The organism is Ruegeria sp. CH6, from assembly GCF_056537005.1.
The window spans coordinates 84,207-98,334 of the sequence record NZ_JBQFQS010000010.1 but is presented as its reverse complement, the minus strand read 5'-3'; the positions used below and the strand labels follow the sequence as shown (position 1 = coordinate 98,334).

The window sequence follows — 14,128 nt, the reverse complement described above, 5'->3', positions numbered from 1 at the left end:
CCTGTCATGACATCGAACTTTCGCTCGCTGCCGGTTATTGCGCTGCTAACGATCCTGTCGCTGCCACTGGTGATCATGTACGCCTTTACATTGGTGGACTCGATCACCGATGCAGAGCCCGGCAGTCTGATACCTTCGGAATTCACTTTTCACCACTGGCGGTTTCTTTGGGATGACACCACGGGGCGCGGATCAGTGTGGATCGCAACGATCAACACCTTCATCTTTGCTGGTTCCACGGCGGCCATCGTCTGTGCCACATCGCTGACCTCGGCCTATGCGCTGTCGCGTCTGAACTTTCCCGCACGGCGGTTCTTTCTGGCGGGTGTTATCATCCTGCACGCTTTTCCGACGATCACGCTGATCATCGCGATCTTCCTGATCCTGCAGTTTCTTGGCCTTTTCGATACGCTGATCGGCGTCATCATGGTCAAGGCCGCGCTGGAACTGCCCTTCGGCATCTGGGTCATGAAAGGTTTCTACGACACCGTCCCGTGGGAGATTGAGATGGCCGGTGTACAGGATGGCGCCAGCCGCTTCATGGTCTGGCGCAAGCTGGTACTGCCGCAGGTACAGCCGGGCCTGTCTGCGCTGCTGATCTTTTCGTTCCTGTCGGGGTGGAGCGAATTCATCCTGCCGCTGGTGCTGGCACCGGGCAGCGATGCGCAGGTTCTGTCGACCTACCTGGCGTACTTCCTGCTGGATGACAGTTTGGAAGTTGACTTCAACCTCTTTAAATCGGTGGGCCTGTTCTACGCACTGCCGGTGATCCTGATCTATCTGGTTTTCCAGAAAAAACTCATGAACATCTACGGCGGGGGCTCGAAAGGCTGATGCAACTTAGGCTCGAAAACTTCACCAAAACCTTCGACGGCCTTACCGTCATCGATAAGCTGAACCTTACGGTAGAGAGCGGTGAGATGATGGCGCTGCTGGGTCCATCTGGCTGCGGCAAGTCCACCACGCTGTTTACCATCTGCGGTATCCACCGGATGAATGGTGGTACGCTGCACTTCGGGGATCGCGATGTCTCGGACCTGCCCTCACAAAAGCGCAACGTAGGCGTGGTGTTCCAGAACTATGCGCTTTACCCGCATATGAGCATTCGCGAGAATATTGCTTTCCCATTGCGCGTGCAGAAGCTGGATAACGCGACGATCACACGCAAGGTGGGTGAGATTGCGGAGCTTGTGCATATCCCCGAATTGCTGGATCGCCGCCCGGCGCAACTGTCGGGTGGCCAACAGCAGCGCGTAGCCCTTGCCCGCGCGCTTGTGCGGCAGCCGGATGTGCTGTTGCTGGACGAACCGCTGGCCAACCTTGACGCCAAGCTGCGGCTTGAGATGCGCTCGGAAATCCGCCGGATTCAACTAGAGACCGGCATCACCGCGATCCTCGTGACCCATGATCAGGTCGAGGCGATGTCGATGTGTGACCGCATCGCGCTGATGAAGGATGGTAAAATCGTACAGCTGAGCGAACCGGACCAGATGTACAACGATCCGGTTGATACCTTTGTGGCCGGGTTCCTTGGCAACCCGCCGATTTCATTCCTAGACGCTACTGTTGCTGATGGCCAGTTCCGCATTGGCGACAGCGGTATTGCTATTGCCGAGACACTAAGGCCGAAGGTCAATGGACAGGTGCAACTTGGCATCAGGCCAGAGTATTTCGGCCCGCAATTCGGATCTGACCTGACGGGCAAGATCAGCTTCGTTGAAACGCAAGGGCGCGAAGATCTTTATAACGTGACCTTGTCCAACGGGTCGGTTCTGCGGTCGATCCAACCTGCTGGACCGCGCCTTAAACTGGGTGAGACCGTGAACTGGGGTATCGCCTCGGATCACGCATTGGCCTTTACACCCGAAGGAACGCGCATCTGATGTCGGACTGGTTGACCCCCTCCCGTCCCTTGTCGATCGCGCATCGCGGGGCCAGTGCCTATGCGCAGGAAAACACCCTGCCTGCATTTGCACTGGCCGCCGATCTGGGTGCAGACATGTGGGAGGTGGATCTGCACCTGACAGCAGATAATCAAATCATCGCTTTCCACGATTTTTCATTGGCAGACGGGCGCGCCCTTCGTCACCTGACATATGCAGAAATTCGGGCAGCAGTTCGTCAGGATGAAGCCCCTCTGTTTTCTCAGATCATCGAACTGGCACAGGACCGCTGCTGCGGTATCTATGCGGACATCAAGGCGCCGGATGCGGCTGTACCGACATTAGAGTTGCTTCAGTCCGTTGGGATGAAACGCGCCATTCTTGGTGCTTTTGATCCAACTGCGGTGCAAGCTCTGCGCGCTGCAGATTGCCCCTACCCTGTTGCTGTCCTGATACCAATCGGGATCGATCCATTCGAGATCGCAACCGAGGCAGATATCCTTCATCTATGCTGGGAGAAGCTGGATCGCCCACAGGATCTGCTGGATGATGCCTTTTTTGACCGCTGCCGCAATACCCGACAGAAGGTCGTTCTTTGGCACGAAGAAGATCCGGTCCGAATGGCTGAACTGCGCAACAAGCCGGTATTGGGAATCTGTTCGGATCGTCCCGAATTGGTCAATCCGATTAAGTTTCGCGACGGATTGCAAGTTGTGTGTCACCGAGGCGCCAACAAAATCGCACCTGAAAACACCCTTGCCGCTGCGCACGCATGCTTCGCTGCTGGGTTTAGCCATGTCGAGATCGACGTCCATGTGACAGCCGACGATCAACTGGTGGTCCTGCACGACCCCACACTGGATCGCACCACTAACGGGACTGGACCAGTATGCGACCGGACCCTGGCAGAGCTACAATCGCTGAGCGCCGGGGATTGGTTTTCGCAGTTCTACGCCGAGGAAAAGATACCCATGCTTGATGAAGTGTTGGAGTTGGCCAAATCCTATGACGGCCATCTCTATATCGAGCTGAAATCGGCACCGGCGAATTTGGTCTGGGATCGCGTAACAGCTCACGACATGCAGGATCGGGTGTTTTTCTGGTCCTTCGTGACGCAATCCTTGCACGACATGCGTGCGATTTCCTCCGAAGCGAACCTGATGATGCGCCGACAGGATTTTCCCAGCCTGAATGAGGCTCTTAATTGTCTGGCTCCAAAACTGATCGAATACACGATATCGGACGACTGGTCTGAATTTCCTAAGCTGCGCCAGCTCGGGATGCCCTTCATGATCGCTTACGGTGGCGACGAGAGCGAAACACTCGAGAAAATCGCAGACGCGAAGGCTGACTTGGTCAATCTTGATCAACCGTTTAGTTTTGCAGAGATTTGTCGCAAAAAGGGGTTGATCAGTGACTGACGAACCCAGAAAATCTGTTACCTCATTTGACGTTGCCCGCCGGGCGGGCGTTTCACGCTCGATGGTCTCAAGGGCGTTTACCGAAGGCGGGGCTATTTCGGACAAATCCCGCCAAAAGGTTTTAAAAGCTGCTGAGGAGTTGGGTTATCGCGTCAACTTTCTGGCGCGCGGTCTGCAAACGCGACAGTCCAATCTGGTTGGCATCGTCGCTTCATCTCTGGATACTCCGTTCCGATCTCGGCAGGTCAAAATTGCCGCGCAAGAGTTCATCAGCCACGGTTATCGCCCGATTTTGCTGACCGTGGACGCCCATGAAAGTGTCGAACAACTCATGTCGGTGCTGCTCAACTACAATGTTGCTGGCGTAATGGTGACATCAGCGACGCCGTCTTCAAAGATCATTCAGGAATGTCGCCGCCTGCGCATGCCCCTTGTCTTGATCAATCGTGGCACGAACCAAGACATCGCGGACACGGTTCAAATCGACGTACAACAAGCCGGAGAATTGGCATACACGATGCTCACCCGATCGGGTGCGGGTCGCTTGGCCGTGGTTCACCCTCAGGCATCGTCATATTCAGTGACCGGACGCGCCCGCGCATTCATTGAGAAATGTCATGCCGAAGGCATCGAGGTGACGGAGTTCATATCCTCCAGCCAAAGCTATGCAGCAGGATACGACGTAGCAGGAAACCTGGGTCTTTCGCTGGATCAGATCGATGGTGTGTTCTGCTCGACTGATCTGTTGGCCCTGGGCGTTCTGGACCGGCTTCGCGCGGACTGGAACACCCGGTTTCCCGAAGACCTGCAGGTGGTTGGTTGCGACGACATCGAACAGGCCAATTGGGGTGCCTATCAGCTATCGACGATGCGGCAGGACGCTGAGGAACAAGTGCTTGCCGCTGTCACCCAGATGCTGGATCGCATCGAAAACCCTGACGCACCAATTCAAAACTATAATCAAAAACTGACACCGATTTTTCGGCAGACAACAATGAACAGGCATGACTGAGAAATTTGAAACCAAACTGGATTTTGCCAGATTTTTAGCCGTTGAAGCCGGTACTTTGGCTCGCGAGCTCTATAAAAACAAAGATCAGGATTTTGTTTCCGTCAAAGGTTTGCAGGATTTTGTGACAATTGCAGATTGCAAAGTCGAACAACGCATTCGCGCCTTGATCAAGGAATACTACCCATCGGACGCGGTCTTAGGCGAAGAAGAAGGCCAATCCGGGCAAAGTGAGGCGATCTGGGTGGTCGATCCGATTGATGGCACGGCAAACTACATGAGAGGTTTGCCGGATTGGGCTGTCTCGATTGCTTACTGCGAAAACGAAGAGATCATGATTGGCGCAATTTATGCGCCTGACCGAGATGAGTTGTGCTGGGCTGCCAAAGATCAGGGCGCTTTCTGCAATGGGGTTGCCATTGAGGTTTCGAACTGCAGCCAACCCGACCAGGCAGTATTGTTGTTGGGTCGTTCATCTCGCAAACCGCTTCAGGAATATTTGGACATCGTGCAGCACACAGTTGATGCGAACATGGAGTATCGCCGCAATGGTTCGGCTGCCGTGAGTCTGATGTGGGTCGCTCAAGGCCGTGCTGAGGGATATTACGAGGCTCATCTGAATGCTTGGGACGCACTGGCCGGTGTGCTGATCATTCGTGAGGCGGGCGGGTTGGTGCGCTCTCAACCGGTTGCGGAGACGCTTATGAATGGCAGCGAGATTCTGGCAATTGTTCCTGGACTAGAGCGGATCACGGTCGACACCATCAAGCATCAGGATTTTGTTGCATAAGCCCTGCCTCTTTGAAACGGAGTACCTCTAAGGAGTATCGCGCCACAAGATGTCTAGTCGCACCATCGCTATGTGCAGCCGAGAGATTTTCTGCTGATCGAAATAGCGAAACCACACAGACACGCAAGTCGGCTACCGCATTCGATGGTGAGCGCAGTGTTAGGTCCCATGACTTGATGGGGTGTTCCAGCAAACAGCGTTTGAGAGGCGTTTTAGGGGCGGATAATGTGCCGCCCCTATTTGACAGCGCTACAACGGCAAGCGCAGCGCCATATGCAAGTTAATCTTCGGAGCCTCGAGCTCTTGCGCCACTGACCCGTGCACCGCTGACGCGAGCGCCGCTAACTCGGGCACCACTGACCCGTGCACCACTGACGCGGGCGCCGCTGACACCAGGCCCATCACCTCCGAAGCAGACATCCAACAGGACCTGTTCGAACTGGCCGGTCATCACATCCATACGAACGGTGAAATCAGCTTTGTTGTAGTTCCAGACCCGAATGTCATCTGCAAACTGAAAATCGGCAGCGGCAATCCCGGTAAGGTTGGGGTTGTTTGGCGCACGCGATGCCAGATTGCCCGGCGCATTGTCGTCAGACCCCTCTTTGTTGACGAAATCTCCATCGCCATGCACGAGGAAAATGGTGGGCTCAGGCAATTCGTAATATGCGCCCTCGAATGCGAAGCCGTAAATTCTGGCCAGTTGTCCGCCATCAAGGAACTGATCGCCAAGGAAATTGTTCACACCTTTGCCCCGACGGCGTTTACCTTTGAATTCGAACTTCTGATGTTCCGCTGCTGCGGTGACATCATCGGTCTGTTGCCAGAACGTGCGCTTGTGCTTTGATCCTTTTTTGACAAAAACAAAGTCGCCTTTCGGCTCTAACCTCCGGTTGCCCAGAACGAGAGATCCGCCTGAGTCCTGAACCCGGTAAACTCCTGAGACATCAACATCATTGATCTGAACCAGAACTTTGTTACCAACCTCAACGGTCACATCGTCAATCACACCACTTGTGATGGTGGGCAGTGAGGTGACGCCATCGTCAATAATGGCAACACGGACCCGTGTGTCTTTCTTGAGTTTGAGATCATCTACAGCGCGGCCAAACAAAAGCACTTCTGAAAAACTGAGCAACGACTCAGACATATCACTTTCTCCCAATTACGGGATTGGCGAAGTCCGAGACTGCGCCCCCCCCTCTTTGAGGCCCGATCAATTCGGACCAAATGTTTCATAAGAATTCACCCGCGTATTAAATGCCACAAAATGCGCGCAAAACAAAGCAATTTACGTTCGGGTCAATTTGGTATTTTTGTTCTTACAGAGTTTGCATGACTATTTTCATCAGCTTCAGGCAGTCGGGGACCCGCTGTTGTTAAACCAATTTCACGCATTCTGAAGTTGCCTTCGATGATATTTCGGAACGCGCCACCGGTGATTTCCTGATCAACTGCAAGCAGGGCTTTTTCGACTCCGAAATAGCTCAGCAAATCAGCGTCAAGCTTCTCCCAGGTGTCGGCCAGATAGGTGCCAAGATAGTCGCGCGCCTCCAACAAGGCGATGCGAAACCCTTCAGGATTTTGCTCATAGCGCGCATCAAAGATATTTTGCATCACCTCGTTGTAGTCTGGGGAATCTTCGAGTTTGTCCGACAGATCCTCTTCCTCGGCTGAGATCAGTCCATGCAGCAGCAAGCGCTCATGATAGATATCTACGAAGATATCAAACATTGCGCCGGTCAAAGGCTCGGAAAGGTCGTGTTCACTTGACCAGCCGCCTGCGAATTCGGACAGGACCCTGTCATTGGCGGCGGTTCGGATCTGGGCGTTCTCGGACAGTTCCGCAAATCGGTTTAAGCGGTTGAACGTGTAGAGATTTCCACGGGTGTTTCTCAGCAGATCGTCCACGACAGACCCAAAATGCAGGGACGCCAGCAAGGCAACCATGTCCGCCGCCGATTCATGGAACCCATAATATTCTCCGGATGCATCTTCGGTCGACGGCATCCCAATGACGCTATAGATGATCGCATGCCCAATCTCATGAGCGACAACATCAAAGTTCAGGCTATAGGGGCGGTATTCATTGCCATGTTCATGTGTGCCTCCGGTTTCTAGGAAGCCCCACCCGATATGAGCATTGTCGAGACTGGGAAGTAGTGACAGCTCCAAACGATCGAAATCGCGGGCAAAGTGCCATGGGATCGGTCGCCCGAAATAACCCTCCCAGACATCCATCGTGAAGTGTGCTGAGCCGAATAGGTGAGCCGCCTCGAACCCGGGATCGCCGGGTTGGACATGGATGAAATTTCCGTCCTCGTCCGGAGAGGGGGGCGGCTGTATATAACCATCCCAAGGAGGCAGGTACATTTGCGGGCCATGCGGTCCCTTGACGTTCGCACCGTATGGAGTCGTCTTGCCGACCGGATCGACTGTGTACATGCGTGGGCCCGCAGGGCCGGGACCAATCGAACCGGGTGGAGCAGAGATCTCCACCAATTCCGGCACAGCATTGGATTCAAGAAAGGGCGATTGCGGATACAGCAGGAACCGGGTACCCGGCGCTTCGTCCTCCATCTGTTCGGGCCAGTTCATAAATTCCCTTCCCGCGTCGCGCAGGTGCCATTCAGTTACCGCCTATTCGGCAGGTTTCTTTTGGTCCGAGTCGACATCCATTTGGCAAAACAAAAATTCAGCTTCAATCAAGTCATAAAACGCTTCGCGGCCTGAGAGACCAACCGAAGCTGCGTATGATTCAAGATCATCAGGGACCTCTCGGTCAAGATGTGTTTCAAAATACCACATCAGCATCCGCAATCGATCGGCCCCTGCGTGAGAGCTTCCTGACTGTACACGAGAGCCATATTCTGCTTTGCGCATTGCTCGGTCTCGCAAGTCTGAGTAACCACCCGACCGGCGCAGTTCGACCAGCAGCGTGGCACCAAGCTTGTCGGTGCGTTCAGAAATCATCCAGTCAACGCGGGAGGCATCGGCCAGCATTCCCTCGTAGCCGTCTGCGGTCAGATCGTTCATTTCGAGCCAGCGCATCAGATCTGCGTGCTGGGACAAGCCCTCATTGGTCCGATGGGCCGACATTTGCTTAACCAGTGCATCGCGATCCGGTTGTTGATCGCGCCTTTTCGCCTCGTCACGGGCCAGAAGGCTGAGAGTGGCGCGATCTCGCAAAGTTGCGAAGAGATCGGGTTGCAACCGAATTTCGTTCAATACGGCATCATTGACAGCGCAATCAGAACTTGGCTCAGCATCAATACGCGCGCGCAGGCTCTGCCACATTAGCGAGCGCTCAGTTCGAACTGCGAATGGACCGCTAGAAGCGCCGTCCTCCAGATGTTGAGACATCCGAACCAGCATCGCGCGCGCGTCATCGCCTTTGGCATCCACACGACCAACAGGCAGCCAATCGATATACTCGATCATCCCAGGCAATTCTCGCTTCGAATGCACGATATCTTTCCAGATACGGTCACGATAGTTCAGGGCCTTTGCTACGCGCAGCACTTCTGTCGCGGTCTCGTGCGGTAGCACGCCTTCGTCGCATGCGCGCTCAACTGTCGCCCGGATCGACACCATCGGCTCGCTCAATGACATGAACCCAAGCTCGGCCGGACCGTGCACCACTGCGACTTCATCATCATCAGTCAGTGTGCCGTTGTAATACTCTTCATAGATGCGACCGATCCCGATCATTCCGAAATCAGCAAGTTCCGCAGCACGCAAGGCGCCCATGCTGGCGCTGCCAAATACTGGAATGCCCTGCTCCATCGCCCAGAGGATTTCTTTGTGCCAGACCGAAGGTACCCCTTCAAAGAAGCCATCAATGATCCCAATCGCGCGCGGGTTTTCCCGAGCGACACGATATACATCGCCCTGCCTTACTGGTGGCAAAACTGTTGCGTCCAGAAGCTCGGAAATCGCATCAGCCGTTAAGGTCGGGCCTGCAAACACAAATACGGTCATATGGCCTGCCCCATCACGCGCTGCGCCCGAGGACCGGGTATATAATCAGGTTCGTCATGCGGTGCTTCCAAGCCTGGTACAACAGCCCGGATAACCGCGATGTCGTATTTCGGTCGGGACAGGTCCACAGTCACAACCTGAGAGATCCCAACAGCTTTCAGGCGCGTTAACAACAGGTTGAGGTCATCTTCGAATGAAGAGGTCACATGGGTCGGGCAATCACGGAACGACTTTGCAGGTTGGGCCTGATCAATCAGCTCGCGAACGTAGCGGCATCGATCGTTCTGTGCGGCATCCGTAAACTCCTCGGGGTCCAGATCATCGCGCGCACCGGAGATATAAGTCAGTCGGGTTTGCGCCGCTTCTGTCAGTGCACGCAACAATGCAATCGCGCGATCAGGATGGCAGCCGTCGCCAATGCCGATATGTCCCGATTTGCCATCAGCTTCGCAGATCACACAACGGAAACTGGCGATGCCTATGTCGGATGTTGTATCCCAAATCCCCAACTCCAGATCCGCAGCCACAATCTGTTCCATCGCCTGAATACATCGTTGGTCGTCAACGCTATTGGAATCCAGACGCTCAGTCGCTGGTTGATGATGCCATAAGGTGGTCGCATCGCGTTCAATCAGTTCGCATATGGCGTGGCAGCTCGCCTCGATTTTGCAGTTCCCCGAAGCCAGCCCATTGGTTGTTCTGGGAAAGGCTGCCTGCCCTCCCATCGGGGCCGAAGTGTAGTCCGTATCGACCATTTCGAGTGGAACCCAGCACGGACGGTCAGCACTCAGGTCTTCGCCCTCAACCCAGACCGTGTTGCGATCTGGATCGAACCGACCACCAGACACACGAGGTAGAGCATAAGCATCAACCACATGCTCTTTTTCAACAAGATCGTTATATCGGGCAAGGCGTTGCGGCAGATCCACCTGCTCTGCGTGCCATGACTCAATGGCTTCCATGACGCCCGAGGCTTCGGCCGCGCGCAGAGACAAACCCTTGCCGAGCGACACCGCAACCGAGCGCGAGTTTGGTCTTGCAACCATCACAGTGGGTAATCCAACCCGATCCAGCCCGGTCAGATTTGCGATACGAGTGATCCCCATCTCTTTGAGAAAGGGCCTGACGATTTCGAGGGTTTGTTCCGGGTCGCGTAATCGGTGCGTATCAAGCACATAGTGCTTTCGTGAAGTTTCTGGCATTTGCCGGCCTTACAAATTCATAGCATTACGGCCTTCGTGGTGCGCCTTAAACGCGTGTCGGGCCAAATAAATTTGCGCAAGGATGCGAGATGGAATTGGATTGGTCAACAGTGGTGAGTACCCGTCAGTTTCAACCTTAAGGCCTCATTACAATCTGTAGGTGCCACGTTAGCAATCAAGTTTGATTATTGTAACTTCCGAAATTTAATATGAATAGTTTATCAAAAACCCGATCTTGCAATTGACAGGTATACCATTCCGTCGCATCTAACTGATGGAAAGCCACTTGGACCGGGCGTGAATCTGCACGTCAAAACAAGCAGCTGCAACAAATCAACAACTTCGTATCGGCTCCGCCAAGGCGAGAGGTATTGCGTCATGCCTTCCTTGTCATCGCGCGTGATCAAACAGGTTCGAGAATGGCAAAAAAAGACTGCACCGGGAAAAGTTCGAAAGCTGCTGGCGGTTGGGGGGCCCTCAAAAGCGTGGGGCGCCAGCTGATGGGCAGTGGGAAACCTTTGTCAGGTGCCAAAACAATGCTCAAGGCCAACCAGCCCGATGGATTTGATTGCCCTGGTTGCGCCTGGGGCGACCCCGAGCATGGGTCATCTTTTGAATTCTGTGAAAATGGCGTCAAAGCAGTGGCTTGGGAGGCTACCAAGGCCCGTGTCACACCCGAATTCTTTGCCAGCCACACAGTTACAGAGCTGCGAAGCTGGACCGATTATGATTTGGAGCATCAGGGTCGTTTGACACATCCGGTTCGCTACAACCCTGCGACCGACAAGTACGAGCAGGTAGACTGGGAAACTGCATTTGCTGAAATCGGTGCAGCGCTGAACGCATTGGACGATCCGAACCGTACTGAATTCTACACGTCAGGACGGGCAAGCAATGAGGCCGCCTTTCTATACCAAATGTTCGTGCGCCTTTACGGCACAAACAACTTCCCGGATTGCTCGAACATGTGTCATGAGGCGAGCGGTGTCGCGCTGACCGAGGCAATCGGGATCGGTAAAGGTACGGTCCTGTTGGAAGACTTTGAAAAGGCGGACGCTATCTTTGTGGTGGGCCAGAACCCGGGAACCAACCATCCAAGGATGCTCGCTGACCTGCGCAAGGCCACCCTGCGCGGAGCGCGGGTTGTTGTCTTCAACACCCTCAAGGAAAAAGGCCTGCACCGATTTGCCGATCCTCAGAACAAGCTTGAGATGATCCGGGGTCGCTCCGAAGCAACCTCAACTGATTACTATCGGCCACGGCTTGGTGGCGACATGGCAATCTTCCGCGGCATGGCCAAGACTGTTTTTGCTACTGACGAAGTTGCTTTGGCCGAAGGGCGTGCGTCTGTTCTGGATTATGACTTCATTATCGAACATGCCCACGGATTTGACGCCTACCGCGCCCTGGTCGAAAGCACGTCATGGGAAACCATTGAGGAACAATCTGGTCTGAGCCGTTCCCAGATCGAAGAAGCCGCAGGAATTTACATGTCCTCGGATAAGGTGATCACCACCTGGGCCATGGGGGTGACGCAGCACAAGCATTCGGTTCAGACGATCCGCGAGATTGCCAGCTTTATGTTCTTGCGCGGCAATATTGGACGACCGGGGGCGGGTTTGTGCCCGGTACGTGGCCATTCGAATGTACAAGGTGACCGCACAGTTGGAATCAATGAAAAGGCCCCTGCCCCGTTGCTGGACGCGATGGAGCGTGAATTGGGTGTTCCCATGCCACGTGACCCGGGTCATAACGTATTGCATGCCATTGGCGCGATGCTGAACGGTCAGGCCAAGGCGTTTGTGGGATTGGGCGGCAACTTTGCCCGCGCCACGCCTGATAGCCAACTGATTGCACAGGCTTTGGGCAATCTGGATTTGACCGTCAATGTGGCCACCAAGCTGAACCACGGTCATTTGTTGCCGGGTAAAGCCTCTTTCATCCTTCCCTGTCTTGGACGGACTGAGATTGATCGCAACTCACAAGGTGCGCGCCAGATCGTGACGGTCGAGGATTCGATGTCGATGGTGCATGGTTCCGGTGGGATCAATCTGCCAGCTTCGAAAGAACTAAGGTCCGAGGTCGGGATCGTCGCTGGTATCGCCAAGGCAACCGTGGGCAGCGATGTGGTCGATTGGGAAGCGCTTGCAGATGACAACGACAAGATTCGTGACCTGATCGCGCGTGTCTTGCCCGCTTTTGGCAACTACAATGTAGCTGTCCGCAAGCCGCGCGGTTTCCACCTGTACAACAGTGCTGCTGCGCGGGATTGGAAGACCCCAACGGGGCGAGCAAACTTCTCGGACGCTGATCTGCCGGATCAGACCGAGTGGCAACGGGCCAAAAGCGACGATCAGACATTCGTGTTGCAGACTTTCCGCTCACACGACCAGTACAACACGACGGTCTATGGAATGGATGATCGTTACAGGGGCGTTTATGGTGAGCGTCAGGTGGTGTTCATGCATCCTAAGGATGTCGCGCTGCTGGGAGCTAAAGCTGGTGATCGGGTGGATGTCATCGGTTGTCATGATGACGGAGTCGATCGTGTCGCCGAAAACTTCCGCCTTGTTCCTTACGACATCCCAAGGGGTTGCGTTGCTGGCTACTATCCGGAATTGAACGTTCTGGTTCCCTATCAGGCGTTTGGAGACAAGAGCTTCACCCCTGCCTCCAAGTCCGTCATGGTCCGTTTTCGGCTGCTGGAGAAATAGGGATGGAAGACGTGATGATGAAAACCGTCACCAATCTTATGGCAAAAAGCCCAGAACACCTGAGCCCGATCGGAGCCGGAGTTCTGGTCGCCGCGCATTTTGGAGTTTCCAGCGACAGCCGTAGCTGTGCGTCCAAACTTGGCGTCGCGCACGCGCTAGTCCTGCGTGAGTGCGTGATGCTTGCTGAAGAGCACCAGCTGATAAGTCTTGAGAACCGAGAAGAGCGTTCACAGCGCTTGTTCTATTCTCTGACCGCGCAAGGACATGATCTACTGGCGAAGGTGCACTGAAGATGACGGTGCCATTCCGTGACAGCCCCAAAATGCAATATGAAGCCTCTGTGCGGATGTCTTCATCCAGTATCGGGACTGGTGTTGAGATATCGCGTGAACTGGCACAGGAGACACCGGTTGCTCTGGTGTTTAACGGCACGACGACAGCAGTGATGATGGCCTCGCCTTCCGACATACAAGACTTTGCATATGGATTTGCGCTGACCGAAGGATTCATCTCTGATCCCGACGAGATTGTGGATTTCGAGCAGGTTGCTCATGAGGCAGGTATAGAAGCTCGCTATTGGCTAAAAGACGATGCGTCCGAAAAACTGCGAAGACGTCGCAGGGCGTCAATGGGGCCGATCGGCTGCGGGCTGTGCGGGATCGACAGCTTGGAACAGGCCGTTCGGAATATTGCACCAGTTTCGGGCATCCAATTGCAGATCGATGCGGCAGATATTGCATCGGCAACAGATCAGCTTCGGGATCATCAGGCGTTGCATGATCGTACCAGATCAGCCCATGCTGCAGGGTTTCTCGTTCCTGGGAAAGGCATCGTGATGGCTCGCGAAGACATAGGTCGGCACAACGCTGTGGATAAACTGCTGGGTGCGCTGATCCGCAGTGACACAGATCCAGAACAGGGTGCCGTTGTTGTCACCTCGCGTGTGTCTGTCGAGCTGATCCAGAAGACCACTGCTCTTGGATGTTCCATGCTAATCGCCGTATCGGCTCCGACAGCGTTTGCAGTCAAGCTTGCGCAACAATCGGGGATGACGCTGGTCGCAAATGCGAAGAGAGCTGATTGTGAAGTGTTCACCCACGCTCACCGAGTAAGAGCGTAATCCAGAAA

12 protein-coding genes are annotated in these 14,128 nt (G+C 54.5%); 8 read left to right on the top strand and 4 right to left on the bottom strand.

Annotated elements, in window-relative coordinates; all coding sequences use genetic code 11:
- Positions 1 to 6 precede the first annotated feature (6 nt).
- The 5 genes from ACR0CW_RS17625 to ACR0CW_RS17605 are packed head-to-tail and all read left to right on the top strand — an operon-like array spanning position 7 to position 5,103.
- Positions 7 to 834, top strand: coding sequence for a carbohydrate ABC transporter permease (locus tag ACR0CW_RS17625; protein WP_480742652.1), 828 nt, complete (start codon positions 7 to 9; stop codon positions 832 to 834).
- Entirely contained in the window at positions 834 to 1,883 is a 1,050-nt protein-coding gene (locus tag ACR0CW_RS17620) for an ABC transporter ATP-binding protein (RefSeq protein WP_480788788.1), read from the top strand. Before ACR0CW_RS17625 ends, ACR0CW_RS17620 begins: the two co-directional genes overlap by 1 nt.
- Positions 1,883 to 3,304: a glycerophosphodiester phosphodiesterase family protein gene (locus ACR0CW_RS17615; RefSeq protein WP_480788787.1), complete on the top strand. Its 1,422-nt coding sequence runs from the start codon at positions 1,883 to 1,885 to the stop codon at positions 3,302 to 3,304. The genes ACR0CW_RS17620 and ACR0CW_RS17615 overlap by 1 nt, the downstream gene beginning before the upstream one ends.
- A complete protein-coding gene (locus ACR0CW_RS17610) occupies positions 3,297 to 4,316 on the top strand; it encodes a LacI family DNA-binding transcriptional regulator (RefSeq protein ID WP_480788786.1) in 1,020 nt (339 codons plus the stop codon). Before ACR0CW_RS17615 ends, ACR0CW_RS17610 begins: the two co-directional genes overlap by 8 nt.
- Positions 4,309 to 5,103: an inositol monophosphatase family protein gene (locus ACR0CW_RS17605; RefSeq protein WP_480788785.1), complete on the top strand. Its 795-nt coding sequence runs from the start codon at positions 4,309 to 4,311 to the stop codon at positions 5,101 to 5,103. Before ACR0CW_RS17610 ends, ACR0CW_RS17605 begins: the two co-directional genes overlap by 8 nt.
- Before the next feature lie 280 nt (positions 5,104 to 5,383).
- On the opposite strand, the gene ACR0CW_RS17600 is transcribed toward ACR0CW_RS17605, so the two are convergent.
- The 4 genes from ACR0CW_RS17600 to ACR0CW_RS17585 all read right to left on the bottom strand — a co-directional run bounded on the left by ACR0CW_RS17600 (position 5,384) and on the right by ACR0CW_RS17585 (position 10,286).
- A complete protein-coding gene (locus tag ACR0CW_RS17600) occupies positions 5,384 to 6,253 on the bottom strand; it encodes a hypothetical protein (protein WP_480788784.1) in 870 nt (289 codons plus the stop codon).
- Between the two features lie 152 nt (positions 6,254 to 6,405).
- Positions 6,406 to 7,701 (bottom strand): gluzincin family metallopeptidase, encoded by a 1,296-nt coding sequence (locus ACR0CW_RS17595; protein ID WP_480788783.1) that lies wholly within the window; start codon positions 7,699 to 7,701, stop codon positions 6,406 to 6,408.
- Between the two features lie 42 nt (positions 7,702 to 7,743).
- A complete protein-coding gene (locus ACR0CW_RS17590) occupies positions 7,744 to 9,084 on the bottom strand; it encodes a TfuA-like protein (RefSeq protein WP_480788782.1) in 1,341 nt (446 codons plus the stop codon).
- A complete protein-coding gene (locus ACR0CW_RS17585; protein WP_480788781.1) occupies positions 9,081 to 10,286 on the bottom strand; it encodes a YcaO-like family protein in 1,206 nt (401 codons plus the stop codon). The genes ACR0CW_RS17590 and ACR0CW_RS17585 overlap by 4 nt, the downstream gene beginning before the upstream one ends.
- A gap of 419 nt (positions 10,287 to 10,705) precedes the next feature.
- On the opposite strand from ACR0CW_RS17585, the gene ACR0CW_RS17580 reads away from it, so the two are divergent.
- Genes ACR0CW_RS17580 through fdhD form a run of 3 tightly spaced genes read left to right on the top strand, consistent with a single transcriptional unit; the run spans position 10,706 to position 14,120 of the window.
- Positions 10,706 to 13,000 (top strand): FdhF/YdeP family oxidoreductase, encoded by a 2,295-nt coding sequence (locus ACR0CW_RS17580; protein ID WP_480788780.1) that lies wholly within the window; start codon positions 10,706 to 10,708, stop codon positions 12,998 to 13,000.
- 2 nt (positions 13,001 to 13,002) lie between these two features.
- The gene (locus ACR0CW_RS17575) at positions 13,003 to 13,290 is read left to right on the top strand and encodes a hypothetical protein (RefSeq protein ID WP_170336055.1); all 288 of its coding nucleotides are present in this window, start codon (positions 13,003 to 13,005) and stop codon (positions 13,288 to 13,290) included.
- 2 nt (positions 13,291 to 13,292) lie between these two features.
- Positions 13,293 to 14,120, top strand: a complete 828-nt coding sequence (fdhD, locus tag ACR0CW_RS17570) for a formate dehydrogenase accessory sulfurtransferase FdhD (protein ID WP_480788779.1) — start codon at positions 13,293 to 13,295, stop codon at positions 14,118 to 14,120.
- The last annotated feature ends 8 nt before the right edge of the window (positions 14,121 to 14,128 follow it).